Source organism: Streptomyces sp. NBC_00554, from assembly GCF_041431135.1.
GTDB lineage: Bacteria > Actinomycetota > Actinomycetes > Streptomycetales > Streptomycetaceae > Streptomyces.
Genome location: NZ_CP107799.1, coordinates 7,611,913 through 7,633,909, shown reverse-complemented (window position 1 = coordinate 7,633,909; position 21,997 = coordinate 7,611,913). Strand labels below are relative to the sequence as shown.

The 21,997-nt window shown below is 70.6% G+C and carries 18 protein-coding genes; 6 read left to right on the top strand and 12 right to left on the bottom strand.

The window, feature by feature from the left end; translation table 11 throughout:
- Positions 1 to 28: 28 nt before the first annotated feature.
- Positions 29 to 295, top strand: a complete 267-nt coding sequence (locus OG266_RS33620; RefSeq protein ID WP_266465583.1) for a DUF6343 family protein — start codon at positions 29 to 31, stop codon at positions 293 to 295.
- A gap of 33 nt (positions 296 to 328) precedes the next feature.
- Here the strand turns inward: OG266_RS33620 and OG266_RS33615 are convergent, their stop codons facing one another.
- From OG266_RS33615 to rpsA, 6 genes are all read right to left on the bottom strand, one after another.
- Positions 329 to 709 carry a tetratricopeptide repeat protein gene (locus tag OG266_RS33615; protein ID WP_266465581.1) on the bottom strand — a complete coding sequence of 127 codons (381 nt, stop codon included), beginning with the start codon at positions 707 to 709 and terminating at the stop codon, positions 329 to 331.
- 190 nt (positions 710 to 899) lie between these two features.
- Positions 900 to 1,283: a DUF3592 domain-containing protein gene (locus OG266_RS33610; RefSeq protein ID WP_371550288.1), complete on the bottom strand. Its 384-nt coding sequence runs from the start codon at positions 1,281 to 1,283 to the stop codon at positions 900 to 902.
- A 13-nt stretch (positions 1,284 to 1,296) separates the two neighbouring features.
- Entirely contained in the window at positions 1,297 to 1,902 is a 606-nt protein-coding gene (gene coaE, locus OG266_RS33605; protein ID WP_371550286.1) for a dephospho-CoA kinase, read from the bottom strand.
- Between the two features lie 58 nt (positions 1,903 to 1,960).
- Positions 1,961 to 2,899, bottom strand: coding sequence for a PAC2 family protein (locus OG266_RS33600; protein ID WP_266465574.1), 939 nt, complete (start codon positions 2,897 to 2,899; stop codon positions 1,961 to 1,963).
- 165 nt (positions 2,900 to 3,064) lie between these two features.
- On the bottom strand, positions 3,065 to 4,672 hold the full coding sequence (locus OG266_RS33595) for an FAD-dependent oxidoreductase (protein ID WP_329548234.1): 1,608 nt from the start codon (positions 4,670 to 4,672) through the stop codon (positions 3,065 to 3,067).
- A 211-nt stretch (positions 4,673 to 4,883) separates the two neighbouring features.
- Positions 4,884 to 6,386: a 30S ribosomal protein S1 gene (rpsA, locus tag OG266_RS33590; protein WP_329548233.1), complete on the bottom strand. Its 1,503-nt coding sequence runs from the start codon at positions 6,384 to 6,386 to the stop codon at positions 4,884 to 4,886.
- 367 nt (positions 6,387 to 6,753) lie between these two features.
- Between rpsA and OG266_RS33585 the strand changes: the two genes are divergently transcribed.
- The gene (locus tag OG266_RS33585; protein WP_266465564.1) at positions 6,754 to 7,596 is read left to right on the top strand and encodes a class I SAM-dependent methyltransferase; all 843 of its coding nucleotides are present in this window, start codon (positions 6,754 to 6,756) and stop codon (positions 7,594 to 7,596) included.
- Between the two features lie 4 nt (positions 7,597 to 7,600).
- A complete protein-coding gene (hrpB, locus tag OG266_RS33580) occupies positions 7,601 to 10,117 on the top strand; it encodes an ATP-dependent helicase HrpB (protein ID WP_371550282.1) in 2,517 nt (838 codons plus the stop codon).
- Here the strand turns inward: hrpB and OG266_RS33575 are convergent.
- The 3 genes from OG266_RS33575 to OG266_RS33565 form a co-directional block, all read right to left on the bottom strand.
- Positions 10,107 to 11,099, bottom strand: coding sequence for a DUF3068 domain-containing protein (locus OG266_RS33575; protein ID WP_371550280.1), 993 nt, complete (start codon positions 11,097 to 11,099; stop codon positions 10,107 to 10,109). The genes hrpB and OG266_RS33575 overlap by 11 nt on opposite strands.
- 20 nt (positions 11,100 to 11,119) lie before the next feature.
- Positions 11,120 to 11,254 carry an SPW_0924 family protein gene (locus OG266_RS33570; protein WP_329548229.1) on the bottom strand — a complete coding sequence of 45 codons (135 nt, stop codon included), beginning with the start codon at positions 11,252 to 11,254 and terminating at the stop codon, positions 11,120 to 11,122.
- A 162-nt stretch (positions 11,255 to 11,416) separates the two neighbouring features.
- A complete protein-coding gene (locus OG266_RS33565; RefSeq protein WP_371550278.1) occupies positions 11,417 to 13,141 on the bottom strand; it encodes a lytic transglycosylase domain-containing protein in 1,725 nt (574 codons plus the stop codon).
- Positions 13,142 to 13,480: 339 nt separating this feature from the next.
- Here OG266_RS33565 and OG266_RS33560 point away from each other — a divergent pair, with 339 nt between their 5' ends.
- Complete coding sequence (locus OG266_RS33560) at positions 13,481 to 14,335, top strand: DUF4184 family protein (RefSeq protein ID WP_371550277.1); 855 nt, start codon at positions 13,481 to 13,483, stop codon at positions 14,333 to 14,335.
- Here the strand turns inward: OG266_RS33560 and OG266_RS33555 are convergent.
- Together OG266_RS33555 and polA are read right to left on the bottom strand one after the other, a co-directional pair.
- Positions 14,256 to 15,236: a serine hydrolase gene (locus OG266_RS33555; RefSeq protein ID WP_266465548.1), complete on the bottom strand. Its 981-nt coding sequence runs from the start codon at positions 15,234 to 15,236 to the stop codon at positions 14,256 to 14,258. The two genes, OG266_RS33560 and OG266_RS33555, sit on opposite strands and share 80 nt — an antisense overlap.
- Before the next feature lie 279 nt (positions 15,237 to 15,515).
- On the bottom strand, positions 15,516 to 18,242 hold the full coding sequence (polA, locus tag OG266_RS33550; protein WP_371550274.1) for a DNA polymerase I: 2,727 nt from the start codon (positions 18,240 to 18,242) through the stop codon (positions 15,516 to 15,518).
- A gap of 145 nt (positions 18,243 to 18,387) precedes the next feature.
- Between polA and OG266_RS33545 the strand changes: the two genes are divergently transcribed.
- Positions 18,388 to 20,667 (top strand): FdhF/YdeP family oxidoreductase, encoded by a 2,280-nt coding sequence (locus OG266_RS33545; RefSeq protein ID WP_371550272.1) that lies wholly within the window; start codon positions 18,388 to 18,390, stop codon positions 20,665 to 20,667.
- Between the two features lie 78 nt (positions 20,668 to 20,745).
- On the top strand, positions 20,746 to 21,207 hold the full coding sequence (locus OG266_RS33540; protein WP_266465539.1) for a PaaI family thioesterase: 462 nt from the start codon (positions 20,746 to 20,748) through the stop codon (positions 21,205 to 21,207).
- A 64-nt stretch (positions 21,208 to 21,271) separates the two neighbouring features.
- Here OG266_RS33540 and OG266_RS33535 read toward each other — a convergent pair whose 3' ends face one another.
- Positions 21,272 to 21,973, bottom strand: coding sequence for a ceramidase domain-containing protein (locus OG266_RS33535; protein ID WP_266465535.1), 702 nt, complete (start codon positions 21,971 to 21,973; stop codon positions 21,272 to 21,274).
- Positions 21,974 to 21,997 lie beyond the last annotated feature (24 nt).

The window sequence follows — 21,997 nt, the reverse complement described above, 5'->3', positions numbered from 1 at the left end:
CGTTTTCCGGGTAGGAGTAGTGATCCGGATGCGTACAGGCAGTGAACCGACGACAGCGCGCAGTGCTCTGCGGATGCGTTTCTGGCTGAGCGCCTGGGGCCTGATCTGGGCGACCGCCGGGACGGCCGGGTTCGCCCTGGCCGGGCGGCCGGGATGGGCGGCCGCCTGCGGCGTGCTGTGGGTGATCGTCACCGTGGACATGGCCATGATCCTGCGCCACATCCACCAGGGCCCGCACTACCAGCCGGGCCGCGACATCCCGCCGTACCGCCCGCCGGAACAGCACCACCCGTAACCGGATCAGAGCCCGCGAGAGGCCTGTGAGGACCTACGAGTCGAAGCGCGCCGCTTCGAGATACTGCGGCTTCGGGTCGAGCGCCGCCGCCAGCCTGAAGTGGCGTTTCGCCTGCTCGGGGCGGAGCTGACGTTCATAGGTGCGGGCGAGCGCGAAGTGCGCGAACGCGTTGTCCGGCTCGCGCTCCAGAACGATCGTGAACTCCAGCTCGGCGGGACGCAGTTGCGCGGCGGCGAAGAAGGCACGCGCGCGCAGCAGCCGCGCGGCCGTGTTCTCCGGATGCGCGTCGATGACTGAGTCGAGCAACTTCACCGCGCCCCGCGGATCGCGGGCGGCGAGCAGCTGCTCGGCGGCGCGGAAGTCGATGACATGCGTCTCCGGAGTACGTCCGGTGGAACCGCTGGTCTCGGGCACGGCTGAGTCCTTCCCTCACTGCACGGGTTCAACGCCCCGATCGGGGGCCCCTATTCCATGGTTGTCGTCACGCAGCTCTCATGGTCGTCGTCACAAGGCGCCCGTAGTCGCTCGTCACACGCGTCCCCCGCCCCGCCGGCGCACAGTCGCAGCACTCCCGCGGCTGCCCGCCACCCGCCGTCGGACATCGTCACAGAGCGAGCAGCCCGAGCACCAGGCCTAGCACGATCAGCGCCCCGCCCGCCACGACGAAGGCCCAGTCCGCTCCGGCGCGCTCGCTGCCGAGCAGCACCGTCTCGCGCGGGTCGTCGGCGTCGTAGGCGAGACGTATGTGACCGCCCTCGGGCAGCGGCCGATGCCGGCTGCGCGGCACCGGCGAGACGACCTCCACGACGCGTCCGTCCGCCGTCTCGAACTGCAGCAACGGCCGGTCCAGGCCCGGCTGCGGAGGTTTCACCAATGCCTCGGCGACTTGCCCCGCCGCGCTGATGCGCCGTGTCTGCCGCAGGCCGTACGCCCCCGCCAGCAGCGCCAGCAGGCCTCCCAGAGCGGTCAAAGCCGCGAGTACGACCATTCCCCGGCCCCCCTCAGGTCGCCCTGGACGCTCGCTCGACGAGGTCTGCCCATACCTCCCGTACGCGCCGCTCCAGCTCCTCGAGAGGTACGTCGTTGTCGATGACGACGTCGGCGATCTCCAGGCGCTTGTCGCGGGTGGCCTGGGCGGCCATGCGCGCGCGGGCGTCCTCCTCGGTCATGCCGCGCAGCCGTACGAGACGGTCGAGCTGGGTGCGGGGACTGGCGTCGACGACGATCACGAGGTCGTACAGCGCGGCAAGGCCGTTCTCGGCGAGCAGGGGCACGTCGTGCACGACTACGGCGTCTTGGGAGGCGGCGTTCTCCAGGTCGCGGGAGCGGGCACCCACCAGGGGGTGCACGATCGAGTTGAGGGTGGCGAGCTTCTCCGGGTCGGCGAAGACGATCGAGCCCAGCTTCGGCCGGTCCAGGCTGCCGTCCGGTGCGAGCACGTCCTCGCCGAAGGCGTCGACGACCGCCGCGAGCCCGGGAGTTCCGGGCGCGACGACCTCACGCGCGATCCTGTCCGCGTCGATCAGCACCGCGCCGTGCTCGACGAGCAGCCGCGAAACCTCGCTCTTGCCGGCGCCGATACCACCGGTCAGGCCCACTTTCAGCATGCCCAGAAGCTTAGAGCCCGCCTCTGACAACGGCCCCTGAGCCCCCGGAACGAGGGGGTCAGCCCTCGCCTTCCCGCTCCGCCAGGAACCGCTCGAACTCCAGCCCGATCTCGTCGGCCGAAGGGATTTCCACGGGTTCGGCGAGCATGTTGCCGCGTGTCTCGGCGCCCGCGGCGGCGTCGTACTGGTGCTCGAGGCCCTGGACGAGGGCGACAAGCTCCTCGTCGCCCTCCTGGATCTGCCGGTCGATCTCGGTCTGGGTGCGGTGTGCCTCGGTGCGCAGGGAGTGCGCGATCGCGGGGAGCACCAGGCCGGTCGCGGCGGTGATCGACTCCAGGACGGTCAGCGCGGCGTCGGGGTACGCGGAGCGGGCGATGTAGTGCGGCACGTGCGCGGCGACGCCCAGGATGTCGTGCCCGGCCTCCATGAGGCGGTACTCGACGAGCGCCTCGGCGCTGCCGGGGACCTGTGCCTCGTCGAAGGGGCTGCGGTGGCCCGGCACCAGGTCGGTGCGGTTGCCGTGCGGGGTGAGGCCCACGGGACGCGTGTGCGGGACGCCCATCGGAATGCCGTGGAAGTTCACGGAGAGGCGGACGCCGAGCCGCTCCACGATCTGCTGGACGGCGGCGGCGAAGCGCTCCCACTCGACGTCCGGCTCGGGGCCGGAGAGCAGCAGGAAGGGCGCGCCGGTGGCGTCCTGTACGAGGCGTACATCAAGGGTCGGCTCTTCGTAGTCGGTCCAGCGGTCGCGCTTGAACGTCAGCAGCGGACGCCGGGCCCGGTAGTCAACGAGCCGGTCGTGGTCGAAACGGGCCACGACCTGGTGCGGCAGCGAGTCGAGCAGCCGGTCGACGATCTGGTCGCCGGTCTCGCCCGCGTCGATGTATCCGTCGAAGTGGTAGAGCATGACCAGTCCTGCCGACTCCTGGGCGAGCGCCATGTCGACAACAGCCAAGCCCTTCGGCTCCCATGCGTACAAACCCTGCGGATCAAGCACTGTGACCGCTCCTCCTCGTGTTCGTACTGCACAACGTGGTGTGGAGCGCGGGCATTCCCCTCCAGCGCTCCACACGGTCACCTCTTACCGACTTTTCAGCCCCCACGAGCGGCTGAGAAAGCGGCTGCGAACGGTCACAGACGACTACGGACGACTACAGGAGTGTCACGCGGACAGCACGCGCGCGTGGAGCGCGGTGACCGCCTTGCGGGCGGACGTGAACGCGCCATGCTGCCAGGCGTCGGTGTAGCTGAGCCAGTCGCCCGCAAAGTAGACGCGGCCGGTGGGCTCGTTCAAGGGCTTGTAGCGGGCGTCGTCGGGGCCGCCCGGGGTGTCGTGCCAGGCGGCCTCCAGGTGGGGCGTCTGGCGCCAGTGGTGCGAGAAGGAGGACGCGAGTTCGGTGCGGTACTTCTCGCCGTAGATCTTCACGCCCGCGGCCACCGCACGCGTCTCGCGGGCCTTGGGGGTGAGCTTGGCGTACGAGTCCGCGTCGTCGCCGTAGTTGTAGTAGCCGATCATCACGCCCCGCTCGCCGTGGAACCCGTACGAGGGGTGCCAGATGTGGGTGACGTCCTGGTCGGTCTCGGTGATACCGCCGTAGATGTTGTGGTCCAGCTCCCACCAGCGCGAGCGGTACTCGAGCCCGATCTTGCCCGCCGACGAGGGAGTGATCGCCTCCAGGGCGCTCTGCACTCCGGAGCCGAGGTTGTGCGGGATCTTGGCGAGGATGTTGGGCGGCAGGGCACCGATGCAGTAGTCGGCGTCGATGGACCTGGTGCGGCCGCCCTGGGTGTAAGTGACGGTAACGCCACTCCCCTTGTCGGTGATTTTCGAAACGGCCGCCCCTGTACGTATGCGCCCGGCCCCGATCGCCTTCGTGAGCGCGCGCGGTATCTGGTCCATGCCGCCCACCGGCTGGAACATCAGCATCGCCTGGTCGAACCCGAACTCGAAGGAGAAGTAGCGGCCCACCCCGCTGGCGAAGACCTCGGAGGCGGACGGGACGTCACCGAGGAGCACGCCGGGGGTCCCGGCGGCGGCCGGGACCGTGGTGTATCCGCGGCGCTCACCGCCCTCGTAGGTCAGCTTGTCGCCCAACTCCCCGAAGTCCTTGAGGAACTCGACGAGCTTCTCCTGGTCGGTGGCGGTCAGCTCCTTGTCGAGAGCACCCTTGTCGGTGGCCTTGGCGAGCAGCTCGGAGACATAGCCGTAGACATCGGCCTTCGCGGTCCGGTACCGCATCGGCTTGGTCATGCCGGTCGACTCGTTGTAGATGTACGCGTCCGCGTTCGTGTTCGTGAACACCTCGATGGGGACGCCCAGTTCGCGGCAGTAGTCGAGGGTGACCATCCACTGCGGGAGGCGGGCGGGGCCCGCGTTCATGTACTGGCCCTCGCTGAAGCGGGCCTTCTGGGTGTTGCCGTAGAGGTCGGTGGTCGAATCACCGCCGCGGACCGTGAAGTTGCGGCCACCGGTGCGGTCCCTGGCCTCCAGGACCGTACAGTCGTAGCCGGCCTTGCCCAGTTCGTACGCGGCCGCCAGTCCGGCGATGCCGCCACCGACGATGACGACCTTGGCGGCGCCGCGTCCGGTGAGGGTGAAGTCGCTCGATTTCAGGGCACGGAAGGGCTGTTCACGGCCTGCGGCCTGCGCGGTGGGCGCGAGACCGAGGGCTCCCATGGTGGCGAACATCGCGCCCGCACCACCGGTGAGACCCACATTGCGCAGGAACGAACGCCGGCTCGCACCCGGCCCACTCTGAAGTTCTGCCATGGCTTCGGCTCCTCTGTCGATCTTGATCGATCGAGGAAGCCTCCCAACGCCCCGTTACGGCACGTCCGTTCATCGTGTATCCCCCACGTTTCTGCAATCCCGGCGACACAGCGGACACCCGCACAGGGCACAGGAAACGCACTGCGGGCCCGCACCCAGAAGGGTGCGGGCCCGCAGTTACTTACCGACCAGCCGGAGCCGGCTCAAGCGATCAGCTCTGGCCTCCGGCCAGCTTCTCGCGGAGGGCGGCCAGGGCCTCGTCCGACGCCAGGGCGCCGGAGGTGTCGTCCGACTCCGAGGAGTACGAACCACCCGTGACGCCCGCGGCAGCACCGGCGGCGGGGGCGGCAGCACCCTCGGCCTCGGCCTGCGCGTCCGCCTCGCGGGACTTGATGACCTGCGCCTGGTGCTGCTCGAAGCGCTGCTGCGCCTCGGCGTACTGGGTCTCCCACACCTCACGCTGGGATTCGAAGCCCTCGAGCCAGTCGTTGGTCTCGGGGTCGAAGCCCTCGGGGTAGATGTAGTTGCCCTGGTCGTCGTACGACGCGGCCATGCCGTACAGCGTCGGGTCGAAGTCGACCGAGGCCGGGTCGGCGCCGAAGGCCTCGTTGGCCTGCTTCAGCGAGAGGCTGATGCGACGGCGCTCGAGGTCGATGTCGATGACCTTGACGAAGATCTCGTCGTTGACCTGGACGACCTGCTCCGGGATCTCCACGTGGCGCTCGGCCAGCTCGGAGATGTGGACCAGGCCCTCGATGCCCTCGTCCACGCGGACGAACGCACCGAACGGAACGAGCTTCGTGACCTTACCCGGGACGACCTGACCGATCTGGTGCGTCCGGGCGAACTGCTGCCACGGGTCTTCCTGCGTCGCCTTGAGCGACAGGGAGACACGCTCGCGGTCCATGTCGACGTCGAGGACCTCGACGGTGACTTCCTGGCCGACCTCGACAACCTCGGAGGGGTGGTCGATGTGCTTCCAGGAGAGCTCGGAGACGTGAACCAGACCGTCGACGCCACCCAGGTCCACGAACGCACCGAAGTTGACGATCGAGGAGACGACGCCGGAGCGGACCTGACCCTTCTGCAGGGTCGTGAGGAACGTCTGGCGAACCTCGGACTGGGTCTGCTCGAGCCAGGCACGGCGGGACAGGACCACGTTGTTGCGGTTCTTGTCCAGCTCGATGATCTTGGCCTCGAGCTCCTTGCCCACGTACGGCTGGAGGTCGCGGACGCGGCGCATCTCGACGAGGGAAGCCGGCAGGAAGCCACGGAGGCCGATGTCGAGGATGAGACCACCCTTGACCACCTCGATGACGGTGCCGGTGACGATGCCGTCCTCTTCCTTGATCTTCTCGATGGTGCCCCAGGCGCGCTCGTACTGGGCGCGCTTCTTCGAGAGGATCAGGCGGCCTTCCTTGTCCTCCTTCTGGAGAACAAGGGCTTCGATCTCGTCGCCGACCTTGACGACCTCGTTCGGGTCGACGTCGTGCTTGATCGAGAGCTCGCGGCTCGGGATGACACCTTCGGTCTTGTAACCGATATCGAGGAGAACCTCGTCCCGGTCAACCTTGACGATGACGCCGTCGACGATGTCGCCATCGTTGAAGTACTTGATCGTCTCGTCGATCGCGGCGAGGAATGCTTCCTCGTCACCGATGTCGTTGACCGCAACCTGCGGAGTGGTGGCGGTGGTCTCGGTGCTGCTCGTCATGTGGGTAAGGGCTCCGGTACGGACAGTGAGTCGTAGGTACTGCTTACGCCGGGAGCCCGTTTCGCTCTGCAGAAGGCCGGACAGCCAAGGAAGCGCCGGATCCGGAGGGTGTTTGTGAACAAACACCGCCGGTGGCGCCCCGAAAACCGAGGGGTCATACATACAGATGCGAGCGCAACCTGCTACGTCTGAGGTGCGCAGGCCCGCAGCGCAACTTGTAGCATACGGGGGCAGCCGGACAGGGTCAATGCGCGAAGGCGCACACCCGGGGCGGAACGCCGCATACCCGGCACAAGACCTGTCACACGAGGCCACGCGGGCCGTAGTTGGCCCCTGCCGTGACCCGTCCCCGGACGGGTTGAGGAGGATGGGTCCGCAGACTAATACGAGGGAGCCGATCATCCAAGAGCCCGAACCGTTCGAGCCCGAAGCCACCCGACGCGACGCGGATGTCACGGAGAGTTCCCGCGCCAATCGCGGCTGGTGGGACCGGAACGCGGACGAGTACCAGACCGAGCACGGCACCTTCCTCGGAGACGACCGATTCGTGTGGTGCCCCGAGGGGCTCGACGAGGTGGAGGCCGAGCTGCTCGGCCCGCCGGAGGACCTCAAGGGGAAGGACATCCTGGAGATCGGCGCCGGCGCGGCCCAGTGCTCGCGCTGGCTGGCCGGGCAGGGGGCGCGTCCGGTGGCCCTGGACCTCTCCCACCGCCAGCTCCAGCACGCGCTGCGGATCGGCGGAACCGTGCCCCTGGTGGAGGCCGACGCGGGCGCCCTGCCGTTCGCGGACGGCTCCTTCGACCTGGCGTGCTCGGCGTACGGTGCGCTGCCGTTCGTCGCCGACCCGGTGCGCGTGCTGCGCGATGTACGCCGGGTGCTGCGTCCCGGCGGCCGTTTCGTCTTCTCCGTGACGCACCCGGTCCGCTGGGCCTTCCCGGACGAGCCGGGCCCCGAGGGCCTGTCGGTCGCCTCCTCCTACTTCGACCGCACTCCGTACGTGGAGCAGGACGAGGAGGGCCGCGCGGTGTACGTCGAGCACCACAGGACGATCGGCGACCGCGTCCGCGACATCGTGGCCGGCGGCTTCACCCTCCTCGACGTCGTCGAGCCGGAGTGGCCCGCTTGGAACACCCAGGAGTGGGGCGGCTGGTCCCCGCTGCGCGGGAATCTGATCCCGGGCACGGCGATCTTCGTCTGCGTACGAGACTGAGCAGGTGATCCGTTACGACGCCCTGGACCTGCTGCCCGTACGCGGCGCGCTGCCCGGCCTGAGCGACTCCCTGGAGGCGCACGGTGCGGCGGTCCTCGTCGCACCGCCCGGTACGGGCAAGACGACCCTCGTGCCCCTGGCGCTCGCCGGACTGCTGGACGAGGGCCCGGCACGCCGCGTCGTCGTCGCCGAGCCGCGCCGCATCGCCGCCCGGGCGGCCGCGCGGCGGATGGCGTGGCTGCTCGGGGAGAAGGTCGGCGAAAGCGTCGGGTACACCGTGCGCGGGGAGCGTGTGGTGGGGCCACGCGCGCGCGTGGAGGTCGTCACGACCGGTGTGCTGCTGCAACGGCTCCAGCGGGACCAGGAGTTGGCGGGCGTCGACGTGGTCGTGCTCGACGAGTGCCATGAGCGGCATCTGGACGCCGACACGGTGGCCGCCTTCCTGTTGGACGTGCGGGCCGCTCTCCGCCCCGAGCTGCGGCTGGTGGCCGCGTCCGCGACGACCGACGCCGAGGGGTGGGCCCACCTGCTGGGCGACGCGCCGGTGGTCGAGGCACAGGGGATCTCGTATCCGGTCGAGGTGGTGTGGGCGCCGCCCGTGCGCCCTGTGCGGCCGCCCCATGGGATGCGTGTGGACCCGGTACTCCTCACACATGTGGCGTCGCAGGTGCGCCGAGCGCTGGCCGAGTACGAGGGGGACGTCCTGTGCTTCCTCCCGGGGGTCGGTGAGATCGCGCGGGTCGCCGGGCAGTTGGGGGATCTCGGCGGTGTCGAGGTGCTCCAGGTGCACGGCCGGGCGCCGGCCGCCGTGCAGGACGCGGTGCTGTCGGGCGGGGCGGGGCGCCGGGTGGTCCTCGCCACCTCCGTGGCCGAGTCCTCGCTGACGGTTCCGGGGGTCCGGGTGGTCGTCGACTCCGGGCTCGCGCGGGAGCCGCGGGTGGACCACGCGCGCGGGCTGAGCGCGCTGGCGACCGTACGGGCCTCGCAGGCGGCGGGGCGGCAACGGGCGGGGCGGGCCGGTCGTGAGGCACCTGGGCGGGTGTACCGCTGCTGGTCCGAGGCGGAGGACACGCGTCTCGCCCGCTTCCCCGCGCCGGAGATCAAGGTGGCCGACCTGACGGCGTTCGCCCTGCAGGCGGCCTGCTGGGGCGATCCGGACGCCACCGGGCTCGCGCTCCTCGACCCGCCGCCGGGCGGCGCGATGGCCGCGGCGCGCACGGTGCTGTCGGCCGTGGGTGCCGTCGACGCCGCGGGGCGGGCGACCGAGCGGGGTGTGCGCATGTCCCGGCTCGGGTTGCATCCGCGACTCGCCCGGGCCCTGCTGGACGCGGCACCCGTGGTCGGCGCGGACCGGGCCGCCGAGGTGGTCGCCCTCCTGAGCGAGGAGCCGCCACGGGAGTACGGCGACGATCTGGCGGCGGCCTGGCGGGCGGCCCGGCGCGGCGGCGACGCCTACGCGGCCCGCTGGCGCACGGAGTCCCGCCGTCTGCGCACGTCGTCCACGGCCCTCACCGGATCGTCGGCCCGCGCCTCTCAGCCGGGTGCCGGGGACGACTGGGTCGCCGGGCTCGTGGCCGCCCTGGCGTTCCCCGAACGCGTCGCGCGGGCCCGGGGCGGGTCCCACCTCATGGTGTCGGGGACCCGGGCCGAGGTGTCGGAAGGTTCGGGCTTGCGCGGGGCGCCCTGGCTCGCCGTGGCCGTCGCGGACCGGCCGGTCGGCGCCGGGCACGCGCGCGTGCGGCTCGCGGCCGTCATCGACGAGGAGACGGCGATGCGGGCCGCGGCGAGCCTGCGCTCCCGGGGCGACGAGGTCCACTGGGCCGACGGTGACGTCGTCGCGCGGCGGGTCGAGCGGCTCGGGGCCGTGGAGCTGACGGTGCGGCCGATCAGGAACGCCGACGCCGGGCTCGTACGGGATGCGCTTCTTGAAGGGCTGCGGGAGGAGGGGTTCGGCCTGTTGCGGTGGTCTCAGGATGCCGAGGTGCTGCGGCGGCGGCTCGCGTTTCTGCGGCTGCATCTGGGCGCCCCTTGGCCCGACGTGTCCGACGACGCGCTCCACGCGCGCGTGGACGAGTGGCTGGAGCCGGAGCTGAGCCGCGCCCGGCGGCGGGCCGATCTCGCGCGGATCGAGGCGGGGCAGGCCTTGAACCGTCTGCTGCCCTGGGCCACCGGGGACGCCGCCCGCCTCGACGAGCTCGCGCCCGAGCGGATCGGGGTACCCAGCGGGTCCAGAATCCGGATCGACTACGCGGACCCCGAACAGCCCGTGCTCGCGGTGAAGTTGCAGGAGATGTTCGGGCTGGCACGGACGCCGCGCGTCGCCGGTGTGCCCGTACTCGTGCATCTGCTCTCGCCCGCGGGGCGGCCCGCAGCCGTCACCGCCGACCTGGCCTCCTTCTGGAGGGAGGGCTACAAGGCCGTACGGGCCGAACTGCGCGGGCGCTACCCCAGGCATCCCTGGCCCGAGGACCCGGCGACCGCCGAGCCGACGCGGTACACGAACGCGCGGCTCAGGCGCTGACCGGCTCGGGTTCCGCCGCGCCCGTGGGCGCGGGGTCGCCGCCGCGGCGGCTGCGTGCCTCCAGGTAGAGGGAGAGCGACAGGAGCCCCGCGCCGAGGATCAGGAAGCCCCAGGGGAGGTACGTGGTCATCATCAGGACCAGGGTGCGGTTGGACTTGACCAGGTCGACCGTGTACTCGATGTAGTCCTCGCGCATTTTCACGTGCCCGGAGAAGGCCGTCACCTTGTCGCGGTCCCCCAGGAGGGTGCCGCCGCGCAGCTCCTCCTGGTGGATCTCCTCGCCGTAGACGGGCGCTCCGGTGACCGGCTCCACCCAGAACTTGCGGACCGTGGTGTACCAGCGGGTGGTGCCCGTCTTGGCGACCGACTCCGGGGTGACGCCCTCCACGGGCATGATCTTCGGGAACTTGACCTTGGTCCAGGGGATGGTCTGCTCGAAGTAGTAGACCTCTACGCCCCGGAATTTCTGGGTGCCCTTGTAGTGAATGGGGGCCGAGGTGCGGGTCTGCGCGTCGAAGTACTCGTAGTCCCTTTTCTCCGTGTTGAAGGGCCACTTGAACTCGATGCCCTCGCGGGTGACGGGGTCGCCGTCGACCGACTCGCCGGTGGCGTGGACGGGGTCCTGGCTGTGCGCGTCGAAGATGTAGCGCTCGGGGAGCTTGGAGACCATCTCCCCGTCGGGGCCCTGGACGTAGGAGAGGGAGTCCCAGACGACGACGTCGCGGCCCGCGGTCTTCTCGATCTTCTCGGATTCTTCGACGTTGCCCTTGAGGGTCTGCACGATGGTGACCTTGGGGACCTTCTTGGCCGTCATGGTGCCGTAGTCGAGGAGGGTCGCGTCCTTCGCCTCCAGGACCATGTCCTGGTACTGGTTGGCGGGGACCTTGGCCAGGCGCGGGAAGGCGTACCAGTGCAGCAGGGGGGACAGTGCCGCGAAGAACACGGCGAAGGCGAGCAGGATCAGGCTGACCTTGCGGCGCATGTCGGCGTCCTCCCTGAGCGCTATGGGTGTGTGGGGACGGTGGTGAGCATCGGCTTCGGCGAGGTCTTGCCTGCCGGTGAGCCCATGGCCGTGATCGTGAACACCAGGGCGAGCGCCACGGCGAGACCGATCGCGGCGGCTATGAGGGCACGCATGCGGGGCCTCCCCGGGGGCCGGAAACTGGAACTGATACATCGTCAGGTCCGGCACCGTAGCAACGGCGGGGCGAGATGAGAACACGTTGCACACACAACGACGAGGGCGCCCCTCCGCCGGAAGCGAGGGGCGCCCTGACCGTGCGCGTGCGGACGTACGGACTACGCCGTGGTCGTCGGCTCCGGCTCGGGGGTGGCCGCCGCGGCCACCGTCAGTTCGACCGTCAGCGTCGCGCCGCCCGTGGTGGTGATGCGGAGCAGGAACGTGCCGGTGGTGTCGTCCGCGTACAGCTTCGGGAGCTTCAGCAGACCGTCGGCGTCCGTGGTGAGGTCCGCGAGGGTGCGTACGGTGTTGCCGTCCGCGTCCTTGAAGTACGGGCCCTTGTCGTTCTCGGTGGCGTCGTCCGCCGACTTGATGAGGGTGGCGGTGGCCGCGACCTTGTCCGCGACCGCGCCGTTGTAGGTGGCCTTCACCTCGACCTGGTCCGCGAACTCGCCGCCCGGCACGCAGGTCAGGGCGGTGTCGCTGGTGCGTACGAGGGTGTCGGCCTGGCGCGCCGTGACGCTCGCCGTGTAGTCGAGGCCGGTCAGCGTGCGGCCCACGACGGTGGTGCGGACGATGAAGTCGCCGGTCTTCTCGCCTGCCACGAGCGCGGGCGCGGTGGCCGTGCCGGCGCTGTCGGTGACGACCGTGGCGACGGTCTCGCCGCCGGTGAAGGTGGCGTCCGTGGTGTCGCCGACGATCGTGAACCGCACCCGGACCTTGGCGACCGCCTTGCCGGCCTTGGTCTCGGTCCGCACCGCGACCTGCTCACCGAAGGTGTCGCCCGCCGTCGCGGTGAGCGCCCCGGTGCCCGCGTCCTCCAGGTGGTCCACGGTTTCGGTGGGGGTGGGCGTGGTGGGGAGGGTCGGACCGGGCGGGGTCGGGCTGGGGGTTGTGGTGCCGCCGCCCGACGGGGGGCTCGGCTTCGGGGGAGTCGGTGCCGGGGTACTCGGGGTACTCGGCGTGCTCGGGCTCGGGCTCGGACTCGGCGAGGTGGTGGCCCCGTCCGAGCCGTCGCTGCGGTTCGAGGGCAGCGCGCCCGTGCCGTCCGGCACCTCGTGGGTGCCCTTGCGGTAGTACTCCAGCCACGACAGGACGGTGTTGAGGTACTCCGTCGAGTTGTTGTAGCTGAGGATCGCGCTGTTGAGGTCGGCCTGGTCGGACAGGTCCCAGCTGAACCGGCACAGGTAGTTGCCCGCCGCGAGCGCCGCGTCGTAGATGTTGTTGGGGTCCTTCTTGCCGTCGCCGTTGCCGTCCTCGCCCGCCCACTCCCAGGTGGACGGGATGAACTGCATCGGGCCGACCGCGCGGTCGTAGGTGCTGTCGCCGTCGTACGCGCCGCCGTCGGTGTCGCCGATGTTCGCGAAGCCGTTGCCGTTGAGGACCGGGCCGAGGATCGGGGTGATGGTGGTGCCGGCGGCGTCGACGTTGCCTCCGCGGGCCTGGCCGGACTCGACCTTGCCGATCGCGGCGAGGAGCTCCCAGGGGAGGTTGCAGCCCGGCTTGGACGCGCTGAGCGAGTCCGCGGCCTTCTTGTAGGCGTCGAGGACGGTCGCGGGTATGCCTGCCTCGGCTTCGCCGGTGGCGGCGGGGGTGCCGATGGTCGGCGCCGGGACGGGCGTGTTCAGGGGCGGAAGGTCCGTGTAGTACGGCGAGTTGCCGGTGGCGCTGCCGTCGCCGTTCCCGTCGGGCGTGGACTCGGCGTCGGCGCCGGTGGTCTGTCTGCCCTGGCCGTCGGTGGTCACTCCCGGGGCCTGGGAAGCGGACAGAGCCGCGACCGCGGCCGCGGCCACAGCCGTGGTCATCGCTCCCTTGCGCAGCCTCGTACCGAAATGCGCCACCATTGAGTGAGTCCCTCCCGTGGACATCCGCTTACGCACCTTCTTGCCGTGCGCTTTGCACCTGTGCACTTGCTTCTGGTGCGTTTTCTTCTGCGTTTTCCTCTGGTCGTTCGGCCGCGTTCCCCTGCACGGCGACCCAGGTGACCCTACGACAACTCCAGTCGCCGGGGCACCCGTTCGTGCCCGATTTTCACCAGTTGGCCATGTCCGATTGTGCGGTAGGACGCCGCCCCGGGTGTCCCCCCGGACAGTTCTCATGCGTCCCTCATACTGGGCGTCCACCGGGTGCCGGTGACCGCGGCGACCGATATACCCGGCCAACGTGAGCCCCAGGGGGACGACTTGCCCTTCACACTCAGCCATGCCGCGGCCGTGCTGCCCGCTGTGCGCGGCGACGGAAGCGGCCGCGGCCGGCTGGTGCCGGCGGCCCTCGTGGCCGGTTCGTTCGCTCCCGACATGACCTATTACGCGGCAAGTGTGCTGTCCGGAGCGATGGAGTTCGGCGCCTTCACCCACTCCTTCACCGGTGTGTTCACCTTCGACGTGCTCGTCGCCTGGGCTCTCGTGGGTGCGTGGCTGGTGCTGCGCGAGCCGCTGGTCGCACTGCTGCCGCGGGCGCGGCAGGGGCGGGTCGCGGGTCTACTGCGCTGCGGGGCGGCACGTGAACGTCTGTGTCCGTCGGTGGTGTTGCGGTGGTACGCCTCGGCGGCGCTCGGCGCGCTGACGCATGTCGTGTGGGACGCGTTCACACATCACGACCGGTGGGGTGTGGAGCTGGTGCCCGTCCTGGGCCGGCAGGCGGGAGGCTCGCCCCTGTACTGGTATGTGCAGTACGGCAGTTCGGCGGTGGCGGCCGTCGTCATCGCGCTCTTCGTGCTCGTCGCGGTGCGGCGTACGCCGTCGGGCGAGCCCGTGGGGGTGCCCGTACTGTCCGGTTCCGACCGGTGGGCGGCCGGTGCCGTGATCGGGGGTTGCGCGCTGGTCGGCGCGGTGCAGCGGGCTTCGCTCTGGCTCGCCGGGCGGGGTGCCGACGCGAAGCCCTGGGAGTGGATCCCGACGCTGTGTTTCGGCGCGGGCGCCGGGCTTGTGCTCGGCCTCGCGCTGTACGCGCTGGGGGTCAGGATGTGGCGTCCCGCTCCGGCTCGTCCCAGCCCGGCAGCGGCTCGTACGGAGCCGAGCCGTCCGACTCCTCGCTGATCGCGTTCTCGGGGGTGGGGCCCTGCACCAGACCGCGCCCGTCGCTCAGGCCGCGCTTCTGGTTGAGTCCGCGGTGGACGGCCTGCGCGATGCGCTCGATGGTGCGCACTCCGTACGCCATCGTCGGGTTGTCGTGCGAGAGGACGACGATGCGGTACGTGCGGCCGCGGCCGGTGAACGCGCCGACGCTGTGTACGCGCCAGCCGTGCGTCGCGCGCGGCAGCCAGCCGTTCTTGACGTGGGCCTTCAGGCCTTTCGGCATACCGGCGGGCACGCCCCAGCGCTGGTCGCGGCGGACCTGGCTGAGCAGCTTCAGACCGTAGGCGCGGGTCTTCAGGAACGAGCGGGTGTTGGTGAGCACGGCGAGCAGCCGCATCTGATCGGCCGCTGTGGTGCGGGTCAGGCCCCAGTAGCCCTTCGGGCCGAGAGCGGTGCCTTTCGTCCCGGCGCGGGCCAGGATGCGGCCCAGGTAGGCGTGGCCGAGGTCGGTCCACAGTCGCAGGGCGGCGGGGTTGTCGGACCTGGTGATCATCGGGCGGACGTTGGCCAGCTCCCAGCCGGTGAGTTTGCGCCCGAGTTCCTCGGCCCGGCGCAGGGCGCCCTCCATGATCACGACCTTGGCGACGCTCGCCGAGTCGTACTGGCGCGCGCTCGCGAGGGTGCAGGTCAGGCCGGTGTCGTCGTCGTGCACCGCCACGGAGACGGTGCCCTGGCGGGACGAAAGCGCCGCCCGGAGGTCGCGGGACATCCGGGCGGCGAGGTCGGGGTCACGGGTGGAGCGGCAGGCCGCGGGCACCTGCGCGGTGCTCGCGTGCGCGGCGACCGCGGGTATCGGCGCGAGGAGCGCCGAGACGACGGCCGTGGCTATGGCCGTGTGGCGGTTGAGCATGCGTATACCCATGCCCGCATCCTTACGGGCGCCTCGGCCGCGGGGCGCCTTTGCGGGGGCCACGCGAGTGACACCGGCCGGGGTGGGGGCGTACCTCAAGGTTCCGCACCGGGCTCCGGGCCACCGCCTCCGGGCCACCGCCTCCGGGCGGACCCAGGGGGTCCGCCCGGTCAGGCTGAACGCGGCCGGCGAAGCCCGGTGCGGTTCGGCAGCGCCCCGAAGGGGCGCGGGGAACTGCGCGACGAGCCCCCACCGGGCCCGCGGTGAACGAACCGCAAACGCAGCGGAGCGCTAGTGCGCCGCCGACTCCCAGTCGTCCCCGGAGCCGACGGACACGTCCAGAGGCGCCCGGAGCTGCACAGCGGACGCCATTTCGCGCCGGACCAGTTCCTCGGTCTTCGCGCGCTCGCCGGGCGCGATCTCCAGGACGATTTCGTCGTGGACCTGGAGGAGCATCCGGGACTTGAGATCGGCTTCGCGCAGGGCGCTGTCCACCTTGAGCATGGCGATCTTGACGATGTCGGCGGCCGTGCCCTGGATGGGCGCGTTCAGAGCCATCCGCTCGGCCGTCTCGCGCCGCTGCCGGTTGTCGCTGTTGAGGTCGGGCAGGTGGCGGCGGCGGCCGAACAGGGTCTCCGTGTAGCCCGTGGCGCGGGCCTCGTCGACGACGCGGCGCAGATAGTCGCGTACGCCGCCGAACCGCTCGAAGTACGTGTCCATCAGCCCGCGTGCCTCGCCCGCGTCGATGTTCAGCTGCTGGGAGAGGCCGAAGGCCGACAGGCCGTACGCCAGTCCGTACGACATCGCCTTGATCTTGCGCCGCATCTCCGCGTCGACCGCGGACCGCTCCACGGAGAACACCTGCGAGGCGACCGTGGTGTGCAGGTCCTCCCCGGAGGTGAACGCCTCCAACAGGCCCTCGTCCTCGGACAGGTGGGCCATCACGCGCAGTTCGATCTGGCTGTAGTCCGCGGTCATGAGCGACTCGAAGCCCTCACCGACCACGAAGCCGCGGCGGATCGCGCGGCCCTCGTCGGTGCGGACCGGGATGTTCTGCAGGTTCGGGTCCGTGGACGACAGGCGGCCCGTCGCGGCCACGGTCTGGTTGAAGGTGGTGTGGATGCGGCCGTCCACCGCGATCGTCTTGATCAGGCCCTCGACCGTCGACCGGAGCCTCGCCTGCTCACGGTGGCGGAGCATGATCACCGGCAGATCGTGGTCGGTCTGCCCGGCCAGCCAGGCCAGCGCGTCCGCGTCCGTGGTGAAACCCGTCTTGGTCTTCTTCGTCTTGGGCAGGTCGAGTTCGCCGAAGAAGACTTCCTGGAGCTGCTTGGGCGAGCCGAGGTTGAACTCGTGCCCCACGGAGGCGTGCGCCTCCTTCACGGCCTGCTGCACGGCGGCCGCGAACATCTGCTCCATGGCTTCCAGATGCGTCCGGTCGGCCGCGATGCCGTGCCGCTCCATCCGGGCCAGCAGGGCGGACGTCGGCAGCTCCATGTCGCGCAGCAGATCGGCCGCGCCGGCCTCCTCAAGCCGCTCGCCGAACGCCTCGCCCAGGTCGAGGATCGTGCGGGCCTGCACCATCAGCGCGTCGGCCTCGGCCTGGTCGTCGGTGCCGAAGGCGAGCTGCCCGTCGGCCGCGGCGGTGGGCCCCAGCTCCCGGCCGAGGTACTCCAGGGACAGTGCGTCGAGGGCGAAGGAGCGGCGCCCCGGCTTGACCAGGTACGCGGCGAGCGCGGTGTCCATGGACACGCCCTCGATGGTCCAGCCGTGCTCGGCGAAGACCCGCATCGCGCCCTTGGCGTTGTGCATGACCTTGGGGCTGCCGGGGTCGGCGAGCCACTTCTCGAACGAGTTGTCGTCGGCCTCGTCCAGCTGCGTCGGGTCGAACCACGCGGCCGCGCCATCGGCGGCGGCGAGCGCGACCTCGGTCACGGAGCCCGCGCCGAGCGCCCAGGTGTCGACCGTGGCCAGCCCCAGGATCTCCGTGCCGTGCTCGGCGAGCCACGGCTTCAGCTCGCCCGCGCCCAGCACCGTGCCGTCGAGTTCGACGCCCTCGGCGACCGGCTTCGTCTCCTCGGACTCCTCGGCCCCCGGGTCGACGGCGAGGAGCCGCTCACGCAGTGACGGGTTCCGGATCTCCAGGGTGTCCAGGACCATCGCCACGGCCTTGCGGTCGTACGCGGCGCGCTCCAGGTCGGTGACCGTCTTGGGCAGCTCGACGTCCTTCACCATCTCCGTGAGACGGCGGTTGAGCTTCACCGCGTCCAGGTGGTCGCGGAGGTTCTGCCCGGCCTTGCCCTTGACCTCGTCGACGCGCTCGACCAGCTCCGCGAAGGAACCGAACTGGTTGATCCACTTCGCGGCGGTCTTCTCACCGACGCCGGGGATGCCCGGCAGGTTGTCGGACGGGTCGCCGCGCAGCGCCGCGAAGTCGGGGTACTGGGCCGGCGTCAGCCCGTACTTCTCGAAGACCTTCTCCGGAGTGAAGCGGGTCAGCTCCGAGACGCCCTTCGTCGGGTACAGCACCGTCGTGTGCTCGGAGACCAGCTGGAAGGAGTCGCGGTCGCCGGTGACGATCAGCACCTCGAACCCCGCGGCCTCGGCCTGCGTGGCGAGCGTCGCGATGATGTCGTCGGCCTCGAAGCCGTCGACCGCGAACCGCTCGGCGTGCATCGCGTCGAGCAGCTCGCCGATCAGCTCGACCTGGCCCTTGAACTCGTCGGGGGTCTTGGACCTGTTCGCCTTGTACTCGGTGAACTCCTCGGAGCGCCACGTCTTGCGGGAGACGTCGAACGCCACCGCGAAGTGCGTGGGCGCCTCGTCGCGCAGCGTGTTCGCCAGCATCGACGCGAAGCCGTAGATCGCGTTCGTCGGCTGGCCCGTCGCGGTCGTGAAGTTCTCCGCGGGCAGCGCGAAGAACGCGCGGTACGCCAGCGAGTGCCCGTCCATGAGCATCAGCCGGGGACGCGTCTCGCCGGAGGTCTTGTCGCTCTTCTTCGATGCTGTTTCTGCCACGACCCCGATCCTGCCACGTGGCACTGACACTGAGAGCCGTCGCGGTCCGGCACGGTCGTTGTCAGCGCCTCGTGCGAGGATCGGAGACGTGCATCACACACGCAGGTGGATGTGCATCACACGTGCAGGTGAAGGGGTCCCCGCGATGGCCAGCAAGCCGCCCAAGAGCGATCCGGTTCAGGACGCGCCGCAGGTCGCCGAGCCGAAGCACGCGGCAGCGGGACTGCCCGCCATCGGGCACACCCTGCGCATGGCCCAGCAGCAGATGGGCGTGCGCCGTACCGCGCTCACCCTCCTGCGGGTCAACCAGAAGGACGGGTTCGACTGCCCGGGCTGCGCCTGGCCGGAGCCGGAGCACCGGCACGCGGCGGAGTTCTGCGAGAACGGCGCGAAGGCGGTCGCCGAGGAGGCCACCCTGCGCCGGGTCACCCCGGACTTCTTCGCCGCCCACAGCGTGGCCGACCTCGCCACCCGCAGCGGCTACTGGCTGGGCCAGCAGGGCCGCCTCACCCACCCCATGTACCTGGCGGAGGGCGCCGAGCACTACGAAGCGGTGCCCTGGGAGCGGGCCTTCGACATCGTCGCCGAGGAACTCGCCGCGCTCGGCTCCCCCGACGAGGCCCTCTTCTACACCTCCGGGCGCACGAGCAACGAAGCGGCCTTCCTCTACCAGCTGTTCGCCCGCGAGCTCGGCACGAACAACCTGCCGGACTGCTCCAACATGTGCCACGAGTCGTCGGGTTCCGCCCTCAACGAGACCATCGGCATCGGCAAGGGCAGCGTCCTGCTGGACGATCTCTACAAGGCGGACCTGATCATCGTCGCCGGGCAGAACCCGGGCACGAACCACCCCCGCATGCTCTCCGCCCTGGAGAAGGCCAAGGCCAACGGCGCGAAGATCATCACGGTCAACCCGCTGCCCGAGGCGGGCATGGAGCGCTTCAAGAACCCGCAGACCCCCCAGGGCATGCTCAAGGGCGCCGCACTCACCGACCTGTTCCTGCAGATCCGCCTCGGCGGCGACCAGGCACTCTTCCGCCTCCTCAACAAGCTGATCCTGGAGACGGAAGGCGCCCTCGACGAGGACTTCATCGGCGAACACACCCACGGCTACGAGGAGTTCGCCGAGGCCGCCCGGGAAGCCGACTGGGACGAGACCCTCACCGCGACCGGCCTCACCCGGGAGAAGATCGACGAAGCCCTTCGCCTGATCCTCGCCTCGAAGCGCACCATCGTGTGCTGGGCCATGGGCCTCACCCAGCACAAGCACGCCGTGCCGACGATCCGCGAGGTCGTCAACTTCCTTCTGCTGCGCGGCAACATCGGCCGCCCCGGAGCGGGCGTGTGCCCGGTCCGCGGCCACTCGAACGTGCAGGGCGACCGCACGATGGGCATCTTCGAGCGGCCCTCCGCAGCCTTCCTGGACGCCCTGGAGAGGGAGTTCGGGTTCGCGCCGCCGCGCGAGCACGGCTACGACGTCGTACGGGCCATCCGCGCGCTGCGCGACGGCGACGCGAAGGTCTTCTTCGCGATGGGCGGCAACTTCGTGTCGGCGTCGCCCGACACCGAGGTGACCGAGGCGGCCATGCGCCGCGCCCGCCTCACCGTGCACGTGTCGACGAAGCTGAACCGCTCGCACGCGGTCACCGGCGCGCGTGCCCTGATCCTGCCGACCCTCGGGCGCACCGAGCGTGATCTCCAGGGCAGCGGCGAGCAGTTCGTGACCGTGGAGGACTCCATGGGCATGGTGCACGCCTCACGCGGCCGCCTGGAGCCCGCGAGCGAGCACCTGCTGTCCGAGCCGGCCATCGTCGCCCGGCTCGCGCGTCGCGTGCTCGGCCATGAATCCCGTACGCCCTGGGAGGAGTTCGAGAAGGACTACGCGACCGTCCGCGACCGCATCGCGCGCGTGATCCCCGGCTTCGAGGACTTCAACGCACGCGTGGCGAACCCTTCGGGCTTCGCGCTCCCGCACGCCCCGCGCGATGAGCGCCGCTTCCCCACGGCCACCGGCAAGGCCAACTTCACGGCCGCGCCCGTGGAGTACCCGAAGCTCCCCGAGGGCCGGCTGCTCCTGCAGACCCTGCGCTCGCACGACCAGTACAACACCACGATCTACGGCCTGGACGACCGCTACCGGGGCATCAAGAACGGCCGCCGGGTCGTCCTCGTCAACCCGGAGGACGCCGCCGGACTCCGCCTCGCCGACGGCTCATACGTCGATCTGGTCAGCGAGTGGAGGGACGGCGTCGAACGCCGCGCGCCCGGCTTCCGCGTCGTGCACTACCCCACCGCCCGGGGCTGCGCGGCCGCCTACTACCCGGAGACCAATGTCCTGGTCCCGCTGGACGCGACCGCCGACACCAGCAACACCCCTGCCAGCAAATCCGTCGTCGTACGTCTGGAACAATCGGCAACCGACTGAGCGTTTGCTCAGTGAGCCGGTGGGATCGATCCACAACGATCCGCACACAGTGATCCACGACGGACGGAGTCGGGCCCGATGGGCGAGCAGCACACCGTGAAGTTCCCGCAAGAGGTCATCGACGAGTACGCGGCGCTCGGCGTCGACCTGCCCGCACTCTTCTCGGCGGGCCACCTCGGCCAGCGCATGGGCGTGCAGATCCTCGAAGCCTCCGCCGAGCGGGTCGTGGGCACGATGCCGGTGGAGGGCAACACCCAGCCCTACGGCCTCCTGCACGGCGGCGCCTCCGCCGTCCTCGCGGAGACCATCGGCTCCGTCGGCGCGATGCTGCACGGCGGCAGCTCCAAGCTCGCCGTGGGGGTCGACCTGAACTGCACGCACCACCGCGGGGTGCGCTCCGGCCTTGTCACGGGTGTGGCCACGCCCGTGCACCGCGGGAGGTCCTCGGCGACGTACGAGATCGTCATCACGGACGAGGCCGGCAAGCGCGTCTGCTCCGCCCGGCTGACCTGCATGCTCAAGGACGCACCCACCGGCTGACGCGGACGCCTCGGCACCGGCCGGCGGTGGCACCCGCCGGTGCCGGGCGGCTCCTCCGCGGCCGCTACGGAGCGGGGGCGGCGAGCGGGTCCCGGTCGGCGTCCGCAAGTTGGCGCCAGCGGCTGACAAGGGCGCGGGACACCAGGAAGACCAGTACGCCGTCGAGGGTGTGCCACAGGAAGTGCGTGCCGAGCGGGAACGCCCCGCAGATCTCCTGGTCCACGGTGCGGGCGGACAGCGCGAGGGCGAACACCACAGCCGCCAGGGCGAATTGCCGCCAGTGGGCGGCCCGGCCCGCGTCCGCGGATCCTCGCAGCGTCACCGCCAGGCCGGTCATCAGCAGCAGCACGGGGACGTACATGCCGGAGCGGTTGGGGATCAACTCGCCGGCCGGCACGCCGAACACGGCGGTGAAGGCCCCGAAACCGGCCACTCCCAGCACGCACCGCCGCCAGGCGAGGCCGTAGAACCAGCGCAGGACGCACCCGAGGCAGAAGAGCACGAACAGCGTGATGGGCACGACGTCCAGCGCCTGGGACCACCGCGTCGCCAGTGTGTGGAAGGCGAAGCTGCCGATGCCGATGAGTGCCATGAGCGGAGCCAGCAGCCCGATGCTCGCGGGCACGGACCGACAGGGCCTGAGGATGCGCCAGATCGCCAACGCCGCGACGAGGAAGGCCAGATTGGTCAACGCGTTGACGGGTTCGGCCCAGAAGGCCGCCGACCCTCGCTCGCAGTACTCGTCGAGGTGCTCGTTCCAGTTCACGGTCCTCCATCCTGTCCGGTCCGC